The 13,993-nt window shown below is 71.6% G+C and carries 15 protein-coding genes; 2 read left to right on the top strand and 13 right to left on the bottom strand.

Going from position 1 to position 13,993, the window contains the following annotated elements:
* Window positions 1-17 precede the first annotated feature (17 nt).
* Together rarD and groES are read right to left on the bottom strand one after the other, a co-directional pair.
* Window positions 18-977 (bottom strand): EamA family transporter RarD, encoded by a 960-nt coding sequence (gene rarD / locus HL652_RS01430; protein ID WP_253743572.1) that lies wholly within the window; start codon window positions 975-977, stop codon window positions 18-20.
* Between the two features lie 125 nt (window positions 978-1,102).
* The gene (groES, locus tag HL652_RS01425; protein WP_066041091.1) at window positions 1,103-1,399 is read right to left on the bottom strand and encodes a co-chaperone GroES; all 297 of its coding nucleotides are present in this window, start codon (window positions 1,397-1,399) and stop codon (window positions 1,103-1,105) included.
* A gap of 140 nt (window positions 1,400-1,539) precedes the next feature.
* Here groES and HL652_RS01420 point away from each other — a divergent pair, with 140 nt between their 5' ends.
* The gene (locus HL652_RS01420; RefSeq protein ID WP_171703655.1) at window positions 1,540-2,736 is read left to right on the top strand and encodes a class I SAM-dependent methyltransferase; all 1,197 of its coding nucleotides are present in this window, start codon (window positions 1,540-1,542) and stop codon (window positions 2,734-2,736) included.
* Between the two features lie 66 nt (window positions 2,737-2,802).
* Here HL652_RS01420 and HL652_RS01415 read toward each other — a convergent pair whose 3' ends face one another.
* From HL652_RS01415 to glmS, 9 genes are all read right to left on the bottom strand, one after another.
* Entirely contained in the window at window positions 2,803-3,312 is a 510-nt protein-coding gene (locus tag HL652_RS01415) for a DUF4190 domain-containing protein (RefSeq protein ID WP_171703654.1), read from the bottom strand.
* A 99-nt stretch (window positions 3,313-3,411) separates the two neighbouring features.
* Complete coding sequence (locus HL652_RS01410) at window positions 3,412-3,690, bottom strand: DUF4190 domain-containing protein (RefSeq protein ID WP_253743570.1); 279 nt, start codon at window positions 3,688-3,690, stop codon at window positions 3,412-3,414.
* Window positions 3,691-3,798: 108 nt separating this feature from the next.
* Window positions 3,799-5,349, bottom strand: a complete 1,551-nt coding sequence (tsaD, locus tag HL652_RS01405; RefSeq protein WP_253743568.1) for a tRNA (adenosine(37)-N6)-threonylcarbamoyltransferase complex transferase subunit TsaD — start codon at window positions 5,347-5,349, stop codon at window positions 3,799-3,801.
* Window positions 5,346-5,954: a tRNA (adenosine(37)-N6)-threonylcarbamoyltransferase complex dimerization subunit type 1 TsaB gene (gene tsaB / locus HL652_RS01400; protein ID WP_171703652.1), complete on the bottom strand. Its 609-nt coding sequence runs from the start codon at window positions 5,952-5,954 to the stop codon at window positions 5,346-5,348. The genes tsaD and tsaB overlap by 4 nt, the downstream gene beginning before the upstream one ends.
* A gap of 53 nt (window positions 5,955-6,007) precedes the next feature.
* Complete coding sequence (gene tsaE, locus HL652_RS01395) at window positions 6,008-6,445, bottom strand: tRNA (adenosine(37)-N6)-threonylcarbamoyltransferase complex ATPase subunit type 1 TsaE (protein ID WP_171707112.1); 438 nt, start codon at window positions 6,443-6,445, stop codon at window positions 6,008-6,010.
* Window positions 6,446-6,531: 86 nt separating this feature from the next.
* A complete protein-coding gene (alr, locus tag HL652_RS01390) occupies window positions 6,532-7,650 on the bottom strand; it encodes an alanine racemase (protein WP_171703651.1) in 1,119 nt (372 codons plus the stop codon).
* Complete coding sequence (gene alr / locus HL652_RS01385) at window positions 7,647-8,843, bottom strand: alanine racemase (protein WP_171703650.1); 1,197 nt, start codon at window positions 8,841-8,843, stop codon at window positions 7,647-7,649. Before alr (HL652_RS01385) ends, alr (HL652_RS01390) begins: the two co-directional genes overlap by 4 nt.
* Window positions 8,840-9,199: a holo-ACP synthase gene (locus HL652_RS01380; RefSeq protein WP_171703649.1), complete on the bottom strand. Its 360-nt coding sequence runs from the start codon at window positions 9,197-9,199 to the stop codon at window positions 8,840-8,842. The genes alr (HL652_RS01385) and HL652_RS01380 overlap by 4 nt, the downstream gene beginning before the upstream one ends.
* A 2-nt stretch (window positions 9,200-9,201) precedes the next feature.
* The gene (gene glmS, locus HL652_RS01375) at window positions 9,202-11,049 is read right to left on the bottom strand and encodes a glutamine--fructose-6-phosphate transaminase (isomerizing) (protein WP_171703648.1); all 1,848 of its coding nucleotides are present in this window, start codon (window positions 11,047-11,049) and stop codon (window positions 9,202-9,204) included.
* Between the two features lie 76 nt (window positions 11,050-11,125).
* Here glmS and coaA point away from each other — a divergent pair, with 76 nt between their 5' ends.
* Complete coding sequence (coaA, locus tag HL652_RS01370) at window positions 11,126-12,076, top strand: type I pantothenate kinase (protein ID WP_171703647.1); 951 nt, start codon at window positions 11,126-11,128, stop codon at window positions 12,074-12,076.
* 16 nt (window positions 12,077-12,092) lie between these two features.
* Here the strand turns inward: coaA and glmM are convergent, their stop codons facing one another.
* Both glmM and rpsI read right to left on the bottom strand, forming a co-directional pair.
* The gene (gene glmM / locus HL652_RS01365; protein WP_171703646.1) at window positions 12,093-13,457 is read right to left on the bottom strand and encodes a phosphoglucosamine mutase; all 1,365 of its coding nucleotides are present in this window, start codon (window positions 13,455-13,457) and stop codon (window positions 12,093-12,095) included.
* Window positions 13,458-13,483: 26 nt separating this feature from the next.
* Window positions 13,484-13,969: a 30S ribosomal protein S9 gene (rpsI, locus tag HL652_RS01360; RefSeq protein ID WP_171703645.1), complete on the bottom strand. Its 486-nt coding sequence runs from the start codon at window positions 13,967-13,969 to the stop codon at window positions 13,484-13,486.
* Window positions 13,970-13,993: the final 24 nt, after the last annotated feature.

Genomic DNA, 13,993 nt, shown 5'->3' with positions numbered 1-13,993 from the left:
CGCACCAGCCTAACCGCTCAGATGGGCTGCTCCACGGGGTCGGGCCGCGCGCTGCGCGCCGCCCTCACCATATCGATGACGAGCAGCACCACGGCGACCCAGACGATGCCGAACCCGATCCAGCGCGCGACGGGCATGGGCTCCTGCAGCACGAAGACACCGATCACGAACTGCAGCACCGGGGCGATGAACTGGGTCAGCCCCACCACCACGAGCGGCAGACGCCGCGTGGCGGAGGCGAACAGCAGGAGGGGAACGGCGGTGGCGACCCCCGACGAGACCAGGATGACCGCGTGCACCCAGCCGTGGGCGCCGAAGGCGAGACCGCCGGTCTGCCCCACGACGACGAGCACGACGACGGCCACCGGGGCGAGCCACGCCGTCTCGAGGGTGAGGCCGCTCACGGCGTCGATCCGCGGCCCGACGTGCTTCTTCACCAGCCCGTAGAGGCCGAAGGAGCCGGCGAGCACGAGGGCGATCCAGGGCACCGAGCCGTGGGCGATGGCGAGCACGAGAATGGCGACGACGCTCACCGACACGGCTGCCCACTGCAGCGGGCGCAGCCGCTCGCGGAGCACCAGCACGCCGAGCAGCACGGTGACGATGGGGTTGATGAAGTAGCCGAGCGAGCTCTCCACCACCTGCCCGCTGAGCGTCGCGAGGATGTAGGTCTGCCAATTGACGTAGATGAGTGCGCCCGCGAGCCCCATCAGCAGCAGCAGTCTGCGCTGGCGCACGATGCGGCCGAGCGCGCCCCACCCCCGGGTCACCGTGAGCAGCACCGCGCAGAAGACGAGGGAGAACAGGATGCGCCAGGCCACGACCTCGAACGCCCCGGCCGGCCGCATGAGCAGGAAGTAGAGCGGGAACACGCCCCACAGCACGTAGGCGCCGAAGGCGTAGACGAGTCCAGACCTGGTGCGTTCCGCATCCGTTCCGCCGATCGAGAGTCGGTCGGGCGGGGCGGGGTGGGTCACCGCGTCACTCTACTCCGCCACGAACATGCCGCCGCACCGCGGGCGCGCGCTCGTCGCACCGCGCCCGAACGCAGAAGAACCCGGGCGACCGGAGCCGCTCGGGTTCTTCTGAGAGAGGTGGTGCGTCAGCGCACGACGACCGCGAGCACGTCGCGGGCCGAGAGCACGAGGAAGTCTTCCCCGGCGTACTTGACCTCGGTTCCGCCGTACTTGGAGTAGATGACCTTGTCGCCGACGGCGACGTCGAGCGGCACGCGGTTGCCGTTGTCGTCGATGCGGCCGGGGCCCACGGCCACGACCTCGCCCTCCTGGGGCTTCTCCTTGGCGGTGTCAGGGATGACGAGACCGGAAGCAGTGGTCTGCTCAGCTTCGACCTGCTTGATGACGATGCGATCCTCGAGCGGCTTGATGGAGACCGACACGGTTGACCTCTTCTTTCTCAGTTACAAAACGTCTGGGTTAGCACCCGCGATTGGAGAGTGCTAATGCGAGTTTAGAGGCACTGTTGGCACTCGCGCAACGTGAGTGCCAGACAAGCGGACCGCCTTGATACGGTTGCCGGATGCACATGGCGGAGCTCGCACGGCTGCTCACCCCCGAGGGTCTGAGACTGCTCGACGCCCTCCCCAGGTACACCGCGGGCGGCGGCTCCGCCCAGGTCGCAGCCCTCCGCAAGGCGGGCCACCCGCCCGAGCTGGTGTCTGCGGTGCTCACCCAGGCGCGGCTGCGCGAGAAGGCGGCGGCCAAGTTCGGCCCGTTCGCCGACCGGCTGCTCTACACCCCGGCCGGCCTCGAGCAGGCGACCCGGTTGCGCGTCGCCGCCCTGCACGCCGGCCGGTATCGGGATGCCGGAGTGAGCAGGGTGGCCGACCTCGGCTGCGGCCTCGGAACCGACGCCCTCGCGATCGCGGCGCTCGGCATCGCGGTGACCGGTGTCGAGCGCGACGAGGTGACCGCCGCGCTCGCGAGCTACAACCTCGCGGCCTTCGAGGGCACCGAGGTGGTGCTCGGCGACGCGGAGGGCTTCGACCTCGCGGGCTACGACGGGGTCTACCTCGACCCCGCCCGCCGCACCTCGGGCACGTCGAACACGAGCCGCCTCACCCGGCCCGACGACTACTCCCCCTCGCTCGACTTCGCGTTCTCGCTCGCCGCGCGCCTCCCCACCGGGGTGAAGCTCGGCCCGGGCCTGGATCGCGACCTCATCCCCGCCGACGCCGAGGCGCAGTGGGTCTCGGTCGACGGGCAGCTGGTCGAGATGGGCCTGTGGTTCGGTGCCCTCGCTCGCGACGAGGTGCGCCGCTCGGCCCTCGTGCTCACGGCCGACGGCGCCGCCGAGCTCTCCGCACCGGCCGACAGCCCCGACGCCGAGGTGCGCGAGCTGGGCGCCTACCTCTATGAGCCCGACGGCGCGCTCATCCGGGCGCGCCTGCTCGGCGAGCTCGCCGAACGACTGGGCGCAGGGATGGTCTCGCCCGGCATTGCCTACCTCACCGGCGACGAGCTCGCGCCCACCCCGTTCGCCACGGCGTTCCGCGTGCTCGAGGTGCTGCCCGCCTCGGAGGCCGCGCTCAAGAAGGAGCTGAAGCGGCGCGACATCGGCACGCTCGAGATCAAGAAGCGCGGCACCGACGTCGATCCGGCCGCGCTGCGCCGTCGGCTCGCGCTGAAGGGCTCCGTGTCGGCCACCGTGGTGCTCACCCGTGTCGACGGAGTCCACCGCGCGCTGCTCGTCGAGCGGGTGCCGACCACCTCGTGACGACGAAGGCCGCCGGCGCGGATGCCGAGCATCCGGTCGCCGACGGCCTCGAGCCGCACGGGGCGCTCAGTAGCTGTAGTAGGTGCCCGTTCCCGCCACCGCGAAGATGAAGATGAAGAACACGATGTAGGCGATCACCGCGAGAACACCGAGACCGGTGAACACGTACGACAGGATGAGTCCCGCCTTCGCGAGGCCGCGGCCCGACTCACCGGTGCGGTCGATCTGCTTGAGGGCGATGTGCCCCGTCACGATTCCCGCGATGGAGAACAGGAACGCCAGGATGATCGTGACGATCGCCAGGGTGTTGGTGGGCGGTGCCGCCGGGGCCTGGTAGCCGTAGTACGGCTGCTGGGCGGGGGGCTGCTGCCCGTAGCCGCCGGCCTGAGGCGGCTGCTGCCCGTACCCGGGGTGCTGCGTCGCTCCCGGCTGCGGCGGAGCGGACTGCGGCTGGTAGGCCGGAGCCGGCGGCGGCGTGTAAGACGGCGCCGGAGGCTGCTGGTAACCGCCAGGCGGCGGCACCGGGGGAACCGACGGCTCGCTGCCGCTCGGAGTGGTGTTGTTGGAGTCGCTCACGGGACTGCCCTTCTGCGTCGACGGCCACGCGGCGGTTGCCGGCCGGCCCGGTTAACAGATTAGGCGCAGGCGGCGTCTCCGCCACCTGCGCCCATCCGATCAGTACGTGGTGATGGTCGTGCTGGCGGCGCCCGCTGCGACGATCGCGATGATTGCGATGATCCAGATGACGATCGAGATGGCACCGATGATGATGCCGGCGATCGCGAGGCCGCGGCCCGACTCGCCGGTCTTCTTGATCTGGTTCAGAGCGATGGCGCCGAGGATGATGGCGATCACGTTGAAGCCCAGGATCGAGATCACGAGCGAGACGATGGCGAGGACGTTGGTCTTCGGGCCGGTCGCCGCGGGGGTGTAGCCGGGGTTCGGTTGAGTCACTGTGGGGCTCCAAGGTCGAGGGAAACGCTTTGACCGACCCATCGTGGCAGCAGCGTTCCGGCAGTGTCAACGGTCGGCGTAACACTTCAGGCTCAGAAGTACAACCGGTCAGGGCTGTGAGTGCGCCCGATCGACCTGGATCTCGGTCACCGGCAGCGTCGAGTCGGCACCGAAACCGAGCGTCGACGGTTCGTGCCCGGCGGCGATGAGCTGCGCACCGAGCGCCGCGATCATCGCACCGTTGTCGGTGCACAGCGACAGGGGCGGGATGCGCAGGCTCACGCCCTGAGCGGCGGCCCGCGTCGCCGCCTCCTCGCGCACCCTGGCATTCGCCACCACGCCGCCGCCGAGGAGGAGCCGCGGGATGCCGAGGTCGGCGCAGGCGCGGAACGCCTTGGTGAGCAGCACGTCGACGACGGCCTCGCGGAAGCTGGCGGCCACGTCGGCGACCGGCACCGGCTCGCCGGCGTCCTGCGCGCGCTCCACCCAGCGGGCGACGGCGGTCTTGAGACCCGAGAACGAGAAGTCGTAGCGGTGCGCGTCGAGGTCTTTGGCGTGCATCAGCCCGCGCGGGAAGTGGATGGCCCTGGGGTCGCCGCCCACGGCGGCCCTGTCGATCTGGGGCCCGCCCGGGTAGGGAAGACCCAGGATGCGCGCCACCTTGTCGAAGGCCTCTCCCGCCGCGTCGTCGATGGTCTCGCCGAGCAGCTCGACGTCGTCGACGAGATCGCGCACGACGAGCAGCGAGGTGTGCCCGCCCGAGACCAGCAGGGCGATGGTGGGGTACTCGATCGGCTCGTCGGCCAGCACGTCGGCTCCGACGTGGCCGACGAGGTGGTTCACGGCGTACAGCGGCTTGCCGGTGGCGACGGCGAGCGCCTTCGCGGCGCCCACCCCCACCATGAGCGCGCCGGCCAGGCCGGGGCCGCTGGTCACGGCGATGGCGTCGATCTCGTCGATGCCGAGGCCCGCCTCGGCGAGCGCCGCGTCGAGGGTGGGGGTCATCGCCTCGAGGTGGGCGCGCGCCGCGACCTCGGGCACGACGCCGCCGTAGCGCGCATGCTCGTCCATCGAGGAGGCGATGACGTTGGCGAGCAGGGTGCTGCCGCGCACGATGCCCACCCCGGTCTCGTCGCAGGAGGTCTCGATGCCGAGCACGACGGGCTCGCGGGCGGGCACCTCGCCGAGTTCGGCCTTCATCACGATCGCATCGACTCCGTCGGGTTGGTAGTAGTTCGGCCGCACGGCGATGTCGGTGAAGCCGAGCGAGAGGTAGAGCCCGTGGGCGACCGGGTTGTCGGCACGCACCTCGAGGAAGATGCTCTCCGCCCCGCGCTGCCGGGCCTCCGCGAGCAGGCTCACCATGAGTCGTCGCCCGAGCCCGCGTCCGCGGGCGTGCTCGGCCACGGCGATGGTCTGGATGTCGGCGTCGCCGCCGCCTCGCGGCGCCAGCAGACCGGCGTAGCCGAGCAGGGCTCCAGCGCCGTCGACCGCCACCAGGTAGTGGCCGTGCTCGCCGTCGATCTCGCGGGCCATGGAGTCGCTCGACCAGGCGTCGCTCTCGAACGAGCGGCGCTCGAGCGCCATCACCGCCTCGAGATCGTCGAGGGTGGCGCGGCGCAGCACCACGTCGCCGGCGGGCTCGGCGGCGGCCGTCACGACACCCTCTTGCGCGGGCCCGGCATCGTGACGTCGGGTGAACGCAGGTAGAGCGGCTCGGTGAACTCGGGCTCGTCGCCACGCTCGAACCACCGCCGGGCCGAACGCCCGAGCGCTCCGGCGCTCACCTGGGTGGCGTCGATGCGGGTGAACTCCGGATAGGGCAGCTCGTCAGGCTTGCACAGGGCGGGCCCGTCGGTGCGCACCGGGCCGGCGTCGGCGATGTCGTAACTCGACCAGTAGACCTCGCGGCGGCGCGCATCCGTCACCACCAGCACCGAGCCGCGCGCTCCCGACTCCCACTCCTCGAAGGCCACGGCGTCGTGGCTCACCGCAGGCACGAGGGGCAGGGAGCGCGCCCAGGCGAAGCCGCGCGCGGCCGCGATGCCCACGCGCAGGCCGGTGAAGGGCCCCGGGCCCATGCCGGCGACCACGGCCGTGAGGGCAGACGCGTCGATCGCGGCGTCGGCGAGGGTGTCGGCGATGAGCTCGCCGATCACCTCGGCATGACGCATGGTGTCTTCGGTCGAGCGCTCGGCGAGCACCAGGTCTCCCGAGACGACGGCGACCGAGGTGCCGGCGGAGGTGTCGAGGGCGAGAAGCACAGAACGAGACTACGCGACCGCGCCGATGCCGCCGTCAGCACGGCTGCACCCGTTCAGCTCCAGCGCGGGCCGCTGCCCTCGAGCCGCACCTGCCGCGGCTCGACCGGGGCGTCGTCGGTCTCCCCCGCATCCGTTCCGCCCCCGTGCGGCCGGTCGATCTCGATCGACAGCGCGGAGTCGGTGAGCGCCTCGACGAGGCCGCGCCCCCACTCCACCACCACGACCGAGCGGGCGAAGTCGATGTCGAGGTCGTCGAGCTCGAGGGCGCTCGCGAGCCGGTAGGCGTCGACGTGCACGAGCGCCGGGCCGCCGACGAGCGAAGGATGCGTGCGTGCCAGCACGAAGGTGGGGCTGGTGACCGGGCCGCGCACGCCGAGCCCCTCGCCGAGACCGCGGGTGAAGGTGGTCTTGCCCGCTCCGAGATCGCCCGTCAGCACCACGACGTCGCCCGCGGTGAGCACGGCGGCGACCCGCAGGCCGAGCTGGTGCATCTCGGCGGGATCGGCGACGCTGATGCTGCGCGGGAGCCCGCGCAGACCGTCGGCGGCACCGCCCTCGTCCGGCCCGTCGGCGCTCGTCACCGCTCCCCCCGGAACACGCGCCGCACGCGCGGCCCCACCCGGGCCACGATCTCGTCGCCGATGGTGTCGGCGAAGCCCGCCCACTCCTCGGCGGTGGGCTCGCCGCGGTCGCCCGGGCCGAAGACGAGCACCTCGTCGCCCACGGCCACCGGATGATCGCCCAGGTCGACCACGAACTGGTCCATCGCGATGCGGCCGGCGATCGGATGGCGGCGCCCGCCGATCCACACCTCGGCACGGCCCGAGGCGATGCGCGGGATGCCGTCGGCGTAGCCCAGCGGCACCAGGGCGAGGGTGGTCTCGCGCTCGGTGCGGTAGGTGAGGCCGTAAGAGATGCCGTGGCCCGCGGCGACCCGCTTCACCGAGACCACCGGGGCGCGCAGGGTCATCACGCCCTCGAGGCCGAGCTCGCGCCCGTTCTGGTCGTCGAAGGGTGAGATGCCGTAGGCGGCGATGCCGAAGCGCACCAGGTCGAGCCTGGCCTCGGGCTCGCGGATGCCGGCCGAGCTCGCCGCCAGGTGCAGCCGCTCGAAGCGCGCGCCGAGCGACTCGGCGACCTCGACGGCGCGGTGGAGCTTGGCGAGGGCGACGGCGTCGTCGGCGGGCGAGGCGTCGGCGAGGTGCGACCAGGCGGCGTGCAGGCGCACGGCACCGGCCCGGTCGTGGGCGATCGCCGACTCCACCAGGGCGGGCCAGTCGGCCTCGGTCGCGCCGTTGCGGCTCAGCCCGGTGTCGACCTTGAGGTGCACCCGGGGCGCGTTCGAGGCCCCGGCCGCCGCGATCGCATCCAGCTGCCAGACCGCCGAGATGCCGAGGTCGATGTCGGCCTCGGCGGCCTCACCGAAGCGGGCGTCGGGGTCGTGCATCCAGGCGAAGATCGGCGCGGTGATGCCCGCCTCGCGGAGGGTCAGCGCCGCGGGGATGTCGAGCACGGCGAGCGAGCGGGCACCCGCCTCGAGCGCCGCGCGGGCGATCGGCACCATGCCGTGCCCGTAGGCGTCGGCCTTCACCGCGAGCATGGTCTCGGAGGGGCTCGCCAGCGCGGCGAGCGTCGCCACGTTGCGGCGGAAGGCGTCGAGGTCGATCACGGCCTCGCGCTCGGGCGCGGCGCTCATGCGTGAACCCGCTTCACTCGGCCGCCGAGGCGTGTCACGATCTCGTAGCCGATGGTGTCGGCCGCGAGCGCCCAGTCGTGCGCGCTCGGGTACCCCTCCGCCGGGTCGCCGAAGAGCACGACCCGGTCGCCCACCTCGGCGCGATGCTCTCCGAGGTCGATGACGAACTGGTCCATCGCCACCCGTCCGACGATCGGATGCACGGAGCCGTCGACCCAGACCGAGCCCCGGTTCGAGACATGGCGGGGGATGCCGTCGGCGTAGCCCAGGGGCACGAGGCCGAGCCAGGTGTCGCGCTCGGGCCGGTAGGTGTAGCCGTAGGAGACCCCGATGCCGGCGGGCACGCGCTTCACCGAGATGAGCCGGGTCTCCAGCCGCATGGCCGGGGCGAGGCCGAGGGCCGCGGCATCGCCGTTGTCGTAGGGCGAGAGTCCGTAGAGGCCGATGCCGAGGCGCACCATGCCCAGCCGGGTCTCGGGCAGCCGCAGTGCGGCGGCCGTCGAGGCGAGATGCTCGACGGTGGGCTCGAGGCCGAGGGTCGAGGCGAGGGCGCGCGCCTCGCGGAACGCGGCCAGCTGGCCGAGGTCTTCGGCGTCGTCGGCCCCCGAGAGGTGGCTGAACAGGCCCTCCACCACGATGCGCCCGTCGGCCACCTCGCGTGCGGCAGCCGCGAACACGGGCTCCCACTCGTCTCGGCCCACCCCGTTGCGCCCCAGGCCGGTGTCGAGCTTGAGGTGCACCGTGGCCGGCCGGCCGGGTGCACCCGCCTCGGCGGCGCGCTGCAGCTGGGCCGCGGTGCTCACGCCGATGGCGACGCCCGCCTCGACGGCGGCGACGAAGGAGGGGTCGGCGCCGTGCAGCCAGGCGAGCACGGGTGCATCGATGCCGGCCGCCCGCAGCGCGAGCGCCTCGTCGACGTCGGCGATGCCGAGTCGCGTCGCGCCTCCGGCGAGCGCTGCACGCGCGGCTGCCACCGCTCCGTGGCCGTAGCCGTCGGCCTTCACCACGGCCATGACCTCGGCCGGAGCCACCGTCGCCACCACGTGGGCGACGTTGCGCTCGATGGCGCCGAGGTCGACGTGCGCGCGGCGCAGCACCGGCACGCCCGCCGGCGTCAGCCCCGCATCCGTTCCGCTCTGTCGCCCGAGATCACCAGCGCCCGCCGCACCACTAGCGCCCCCGACCCCGCTCATGCGCCGCCGCCTTCGGCGACCACGAACGCCATCGCCGAGCCGCCGTCGTGGGTCATGCTGAGGTGCACGCGGGTGGCACCGATCGCGGCGAGCGCCTCGGCCACCCCTCCCGACACCGCGAACGACGGGTTGCGCTCGGCGTCGGAGACGACCTCCATGTCGTGCCACCGGAACTCGGTGGAGTGCCCGACCGCCTTGATGAGCGCCTCCTTGGCCGCGAACCGGGCGGCGAGCGACCGCACCGGCAGCTCGCGTTCGCCAGGAGCGAACAACCGCTCGCGGAGTCTCGGGGTCTTCTCCAGAGCGCGCGTGAAGCGCGCCACGTCGACCAGGTCGACCCCGACTCCCACGATCACGACTACTCGACCGTCACCGACTTCGCGAGGTTGCGCGGCTGGTCGACGTCGAGGCCCTTGGCCGTGGCCAGTTCCATCGCGAACAGCTGCAGCGGCACCACGGTGAGCAGCGGCTCGAACAGCGGCGCGGCGAGCGGGATGCGGATGACCTCGTCGGCGAACGGCAGCACCGCCACGTCGCCCTCCTCGGCGATGGCCAGGATGCGCGCCCCACGAGCGCGGATCTCCTGGATGTTCGACACCACCTTCGCGTGCAGCGAGTTCGGGTCGCGCGGGCTCGGCACCACGACGAACACCGGCTGACCGGGCTCGATGAGCGCGATCGGGCCGTGCTTCAGCTCGCCCGCCGCGAAGCCCTCGGCGTGGATGTAGGCGAGCTCCTTGAGCTTCAGCGCGCCCTCGAGCGCGATCGGGTAGCCCACGTGGCGGCCGAGGAAGAGCACGGCGCGCGAGTCGGACATCCACTTGGCCAGCTGCGTGATCTCGGGCGCGTTCTTCAGCACCCGGGCGATCTTCGTGGGGATGGTCTGCAGCTCGGCGAGCTGGTCGCGGCCGACCTCGGCGTCGATCGACCCGCGCACGCGCGCCAGGTGCAGACCGAACAGGTAGAGCGCGGTGATCTGCGCCACGAAGGCCTTGGTCGAGGCGACGGCGACCTCGGGGCCGGCGTGTGTGTAGACGACCGCATCCGACTCCCGCGCGATGGTGGCGCCCTGCGTGTTGCAGATCGACAGCGTGCGCGCGCCGTTCGCGATGGCGTACTTCACGGCCATCAGCGTGTCCATGGTCTCGCCCGACTGGCTGATCGACACCACCAGGGTGCGCGGCGTGAGCACGGGCTCGCGGTAGCGGAACTCGTGCGAGAGCTCCACCTCGACGGGCACGCGCGCCCACTTCTCGATGGCGTACTTGCCGAGCAGGCCCGAGTAGCTCGCGGTGCCGCAGGCGACGATGATGACGCGGTCGATGTCTTTCAGGGTCTCGTCGAGCTCGGCGAGCTCGGGCAGCACGACCTGCCCGTCGGCGACACGGCCGAGGATGGTGTTGGCGACGGCCTCCGGCTCCTCGCTGATCTCCTTCGCCATGAAGCTCGACCAACCGCCCTTCTCGGCTGCCGACGCATCCCACGACACCTCGAATTCGTGCGCCTCGACCTCGGCGCCCTCGAAGTCGGTGACGGTCACGGCGTCGGGGGTGATGACCACGATCTGGTCTTGCCCGATGGCGACGGCCCGGCGCGTGTGCTCCACGAAGGCGGCGACGTCGGAGCCGAGGAAGTTCTCGCCCTCGCCGAGCCCGATCACGAGCGGCGAGTTGCGGCGGGCGCCCACGACCACGCCCGGCTCGTCCTGGTGCAGGGCGAGCAGCGTGAACGCACCCTCGAGGCGCGACACCACACGGCCGAGCGCGGCGGGCAGGCCGTCGCCCTGCTCGTACTCGCGGCCGAGCATCTTGGCGGCCACCTCGGTGTCGGTCTCGCTGTCGAAGGCGTAGCCCGCCTCCAGCAGCTCCTGCTTGAGCGAGGCGAAGTTCTCGATGATGCCGTTGTGGATGAGCGCGATGCGCCCGTCGGCCGAGAGGTGCGGATGCGCGTTGCCGTCGGTGGGGCCGCCGTGCGTCGCCCAGCGGGTGTGGCCGATGCCGGTGCCGCCGTCGGGCAGCGGGCGGGCGTCGAGGTCGTCGGCGAGCACGGCGAGCTTGCCGGCGCGCTTGCGGGTGGAGAGGGTTCCGTCGTCGCCGATCACCGCGACACCCGCGGAGTCGTAGCCGCGGTACTCCAGGCGGCGCAGCCCTCCGAGCAGCACCTCGACGCTGCTGTTGTTGCCGACGTAACCCACGATTCCACACATGCGAGCGAGTCTAACCGAGCGTTGCTGTGCGCCCGTCGGTCGGCGCATCCGGCGATTTCGGGCATGATGGAGTTCTATGCCCGAATCCGCACACAGCACCGGTTTCGCGCAGTTCAGCCCCTTCCACGAGTTCGATCGGGCCCACTGGGCGGCCCTCGCGCCCACCACTCCCCTGCCGCTGCAGGAGACCGAGATCGTGCAGCTGCGCGGGCTCGGCAACCCGCTTGACCTGCGCGAGGTCACCGAGGTGTACCTGCCGCTGGCGCGGCTGCTGAACCTCTACGCCACGAGCGCGCAGCAGCTGCACCGCTCCACCACAGATTTCCTCGGTGAGCGATCGAAGTCGACGCCCTTCGTCATCGGGGTCGCGGGGTCGGTCGCCGTCGGCAAGTCGACCACGGCCCGTCTGCTGCGGGAGCTGCTCGCCCGCTGGGCCGACACGCCCCGCGTCGAGCTGGTCACCACCGACGGCTTCCTGCTGCCCAACCGCGAGCTCGAGCGTCGCGGGCTGATGCAGCGCAAGGGCTTCCCCGAGTCGTACGACCGGCGCGCGCTGCTGCGCTTCGTCTCAGCCGTGAAGAGCGGCAATCCCGAGGTGCGGGCGCCGTTCTACTCCCACCTCAGCTACGACATCGTGCCCGAGGCGCAGATCGTGGTGCGTCAGCCCGACATCCTCATCGTCGAGGGCCTCAACGTGCTGCAGCCGCCCGCCGAGAACCGGTTGGCGGTGAGCGACCTGTTCGACTTCTCCATCTACGTGGATGCGCGCACCAGCGACATCGCGAACTGGTACGAGACCCGCTTCCTGGCGCTCCAGCAGGGCGCGTTCGCGAACCCGAAGTCGTACTTCCACCGCTACGCGAGCCTGTCGGAGACCGAGGCGCGCGCCACGGCCCGCTCCATCTGGAACTCGATCAACCTGCCGAACCTCCTCGAGAACGTACGCCCTACGCGCGGCCGCGCCACCCTCGTGCTCCAGAAAGACGCCGACCACACCGTCAACAAGGTCCTCCTCCGCAAGCTCTGAGCGAGCCGCGGGCTTGCTACAACCCTCGTTCCACGCCGGTCGACAGGCGCTGTCGCACGATCTCGGCGAGCGACTCCGCGATGCGGTCGGCCGTCGCCTGGTCACCGGCCTCGACCATCACGCGCACGAGCGGTTCGGTGCCCGAGGGGCGCAGCAGCACCCGCCCCGTCTCGCCGAGCTCGTCTTCGGCGTCGGCGACGGCGGCGGCGAGCACGGTGTCGCTCGAGACGCCGTCGCGGTCGACCCCGCGCACGTTCACGAGCGTCTGCGGGTACACCTTCATGACGCTCGCGAGCTCGGCGAGGCTCTTCTGCGTGGCCGCCATCTGGCTCACCAGCTGCAGGCCCGTGAGGATGCCGTCGCCCGTGGTGGCGTGGTCGGCGAAGATGATGTGCCCCGACTGCTCGCCGCCGAGGCTGAGGTTCTTCTCGTTGATGGCCTCGAGCACGTAGCGGTCGCCCACCTTGGTCTCGAGCATCGTGATGCCGTGCTTCGCCATGGCGACCTTGAGGCCGAGGTTCGACATCACCGTCGCCACGAGGGTGTCGTCGCGCAGCGCACCGCGCTCGTGACGCGCGAGGGCGAGGATGGCCATGATCTGGTCGCCGTCGATGACCCTGCCGTCGGCGTCGACGGCGAGGCAGCGGTCGGCGTCGCCGTCGTGCGCGATGCCCACGTCGGCTCCGGCGTCGCGTACCGCCTGGGCGAGCAGCTCGAGGTGGGTCGACCCCACCCCGTCGTTGATGTTCATGCCGTCGGGGTCGTTGCCGATCACCGTGATGCGGGCGCCGGCCTGGCTGAAGGCCTCGGGCGAGACGCCGGCGGCGGCGCCGTGGGCGCAGTCGAGCACGACGTGGATGCCGTCGAGCCGGTGCGTCAGCGTCGTGAGCAGGTGCACCACGTAGCGGTCTTCGGCGTCGGCGAAGCGACGGATGCGCCCGATGTCGCCGCCGAAGGGGGCGAGGGGCGGATGCTCGAGGGCCGCCTCGATGTCGATCTCGACGTCGTCGGGCAGCTTCTTGCCGCCGGCGGCGAAGAACTTGATGCCGTTGTCGGGGGCGGGGTTGTGCGAGGCCGAGATGACGACGCCGAAATCGGCGCCGATGTCGGCGATGAGGAACGCGGCCGCGGGGGTCGGCAGCACCCCGGCGTCGAGCACGTCGACACCGGAGCTGGCGAAGCCGGCCGCCACGGCGGCCGCGATGAAGTCACCCGACTGACGCGGGTCGCGGGCGACGACGGCCACCGGTCGACGACCGGCCTGCCGCGCAGCCTCCCCCAGAACCCGCGACCCCGCCTGCGCGATGCGCAGAGCGAGGTCGGCGGTGACGTCCTGGTTCGCGAGCCCACGCACACCATCGGTGCCGAAGAGGCGAGCCATGGATTGAGCGGAGGTTCGGTGAGCGACTAGCGCTTCGAGAACTGCGAAGCCTTGCGGGCCTTCTTGAGACCGGCCTTCTTGCGCTCGATGACGCGGGCGTCGCGGGTGAGGAAGCCGGCCTTCTTCAGGGTCGGGCGGTTGTTCTCACGGTCGATCTCGTTGAGCGCACGGGCGATGGCGAGGCGGAGCGCGCCGGCCTGGCCCGAGGGGCCGCCACCGGTGATCTTCGCGACGACGTCGTACGAGCCGATGAGGTCGAGAACCTTGAACGGGTCGGTGATGAGCTGCTGGTGCAGCTTGTTCGGGAAGTAGTGCTCGAACTCGCGGCCGTTCACCGTGAGGGTGCCGGCACCGGGAACGAGGCGCACGCGGGCGATGGCCTGCTTGCGGCGGCCGACGGCTGCGCCGGACACGTTGAGAACGGCACGGGGGGCGCGGGGCGCCTCGTCGGCCGGGGTTTCGGTGGAGTAGCTCTCGGGAGCCACGTCGAGCTGGTCTGCGATCTTCGCCACGGTAGTGATAAGTCCTTTGTCTGA

It is taken from the genome of Herbiconiux sp. SALV-R1, from assembly GCF_013113715.1.
In the GTDB taxonomy this organism is placed as follows: domain Bacteria; phylum Actinomycetota; class Actinomycetes; order Actinomycetales; family Microbacteriaceae; genus Herbiconiux.
Note: the sequence above shows the minus strand (reverse complement) of the source record. Positions and strands in the feature narration are given on the sequence as shown.

Excerpts from the sequence above, each read along its gene's own strand:
- HL652_RS01420 (WP_171703655.1), top strand. The coding sequence starts at position 1,540 with ATGCACATGGCGGAGCTCGCACGGCTGCTCACCCCCGAGGGTCTGAGA.
- tsaE (WP_171707112.1), bottom strand. The coding sequence starts at position 6,445 with ATGCACCAGCTCGGCCTGCGGGTCGCCGCCGTGCTCACCGCGGGCGAC.
- alr (WP_171703651.1), bottom strand. The coding sequence starts at position 7,650 with ATGAGCGCCGCGCCCGAGCGCGAGGCCGTGATCGACCTCGACGCCTTC.
- alr (WP_171703650.1), bottom strand. The coding sequence starts at position 8,843 with ATGAGCGGGGTCGGGGGCGCTAGTGGTGCGGCGGGCGCTGGTGATCTC.
- glmS (WP_171703648.1), bottom strand. The coding sequence starts at position 11,049 with ATGTGTGGAATCGTGGGTTACGTCGGCAACAACAGCAGCGTCGAGGTG.
- coaA (WP_171703647.1), top strand. The coding sequence starts at position 11,126 with ATGCCCGAATCCGCACACAGCACCGGTTTCGCGCAGTTCAGCCCCTTC.
- glmM (WP_171703646.1), bottom strand. The coding sequence starts at position 13,457 with ATGGCTCGCCTCTTCGGCACCGATGGTGTGCGTGGGCTCGCGAACCAG.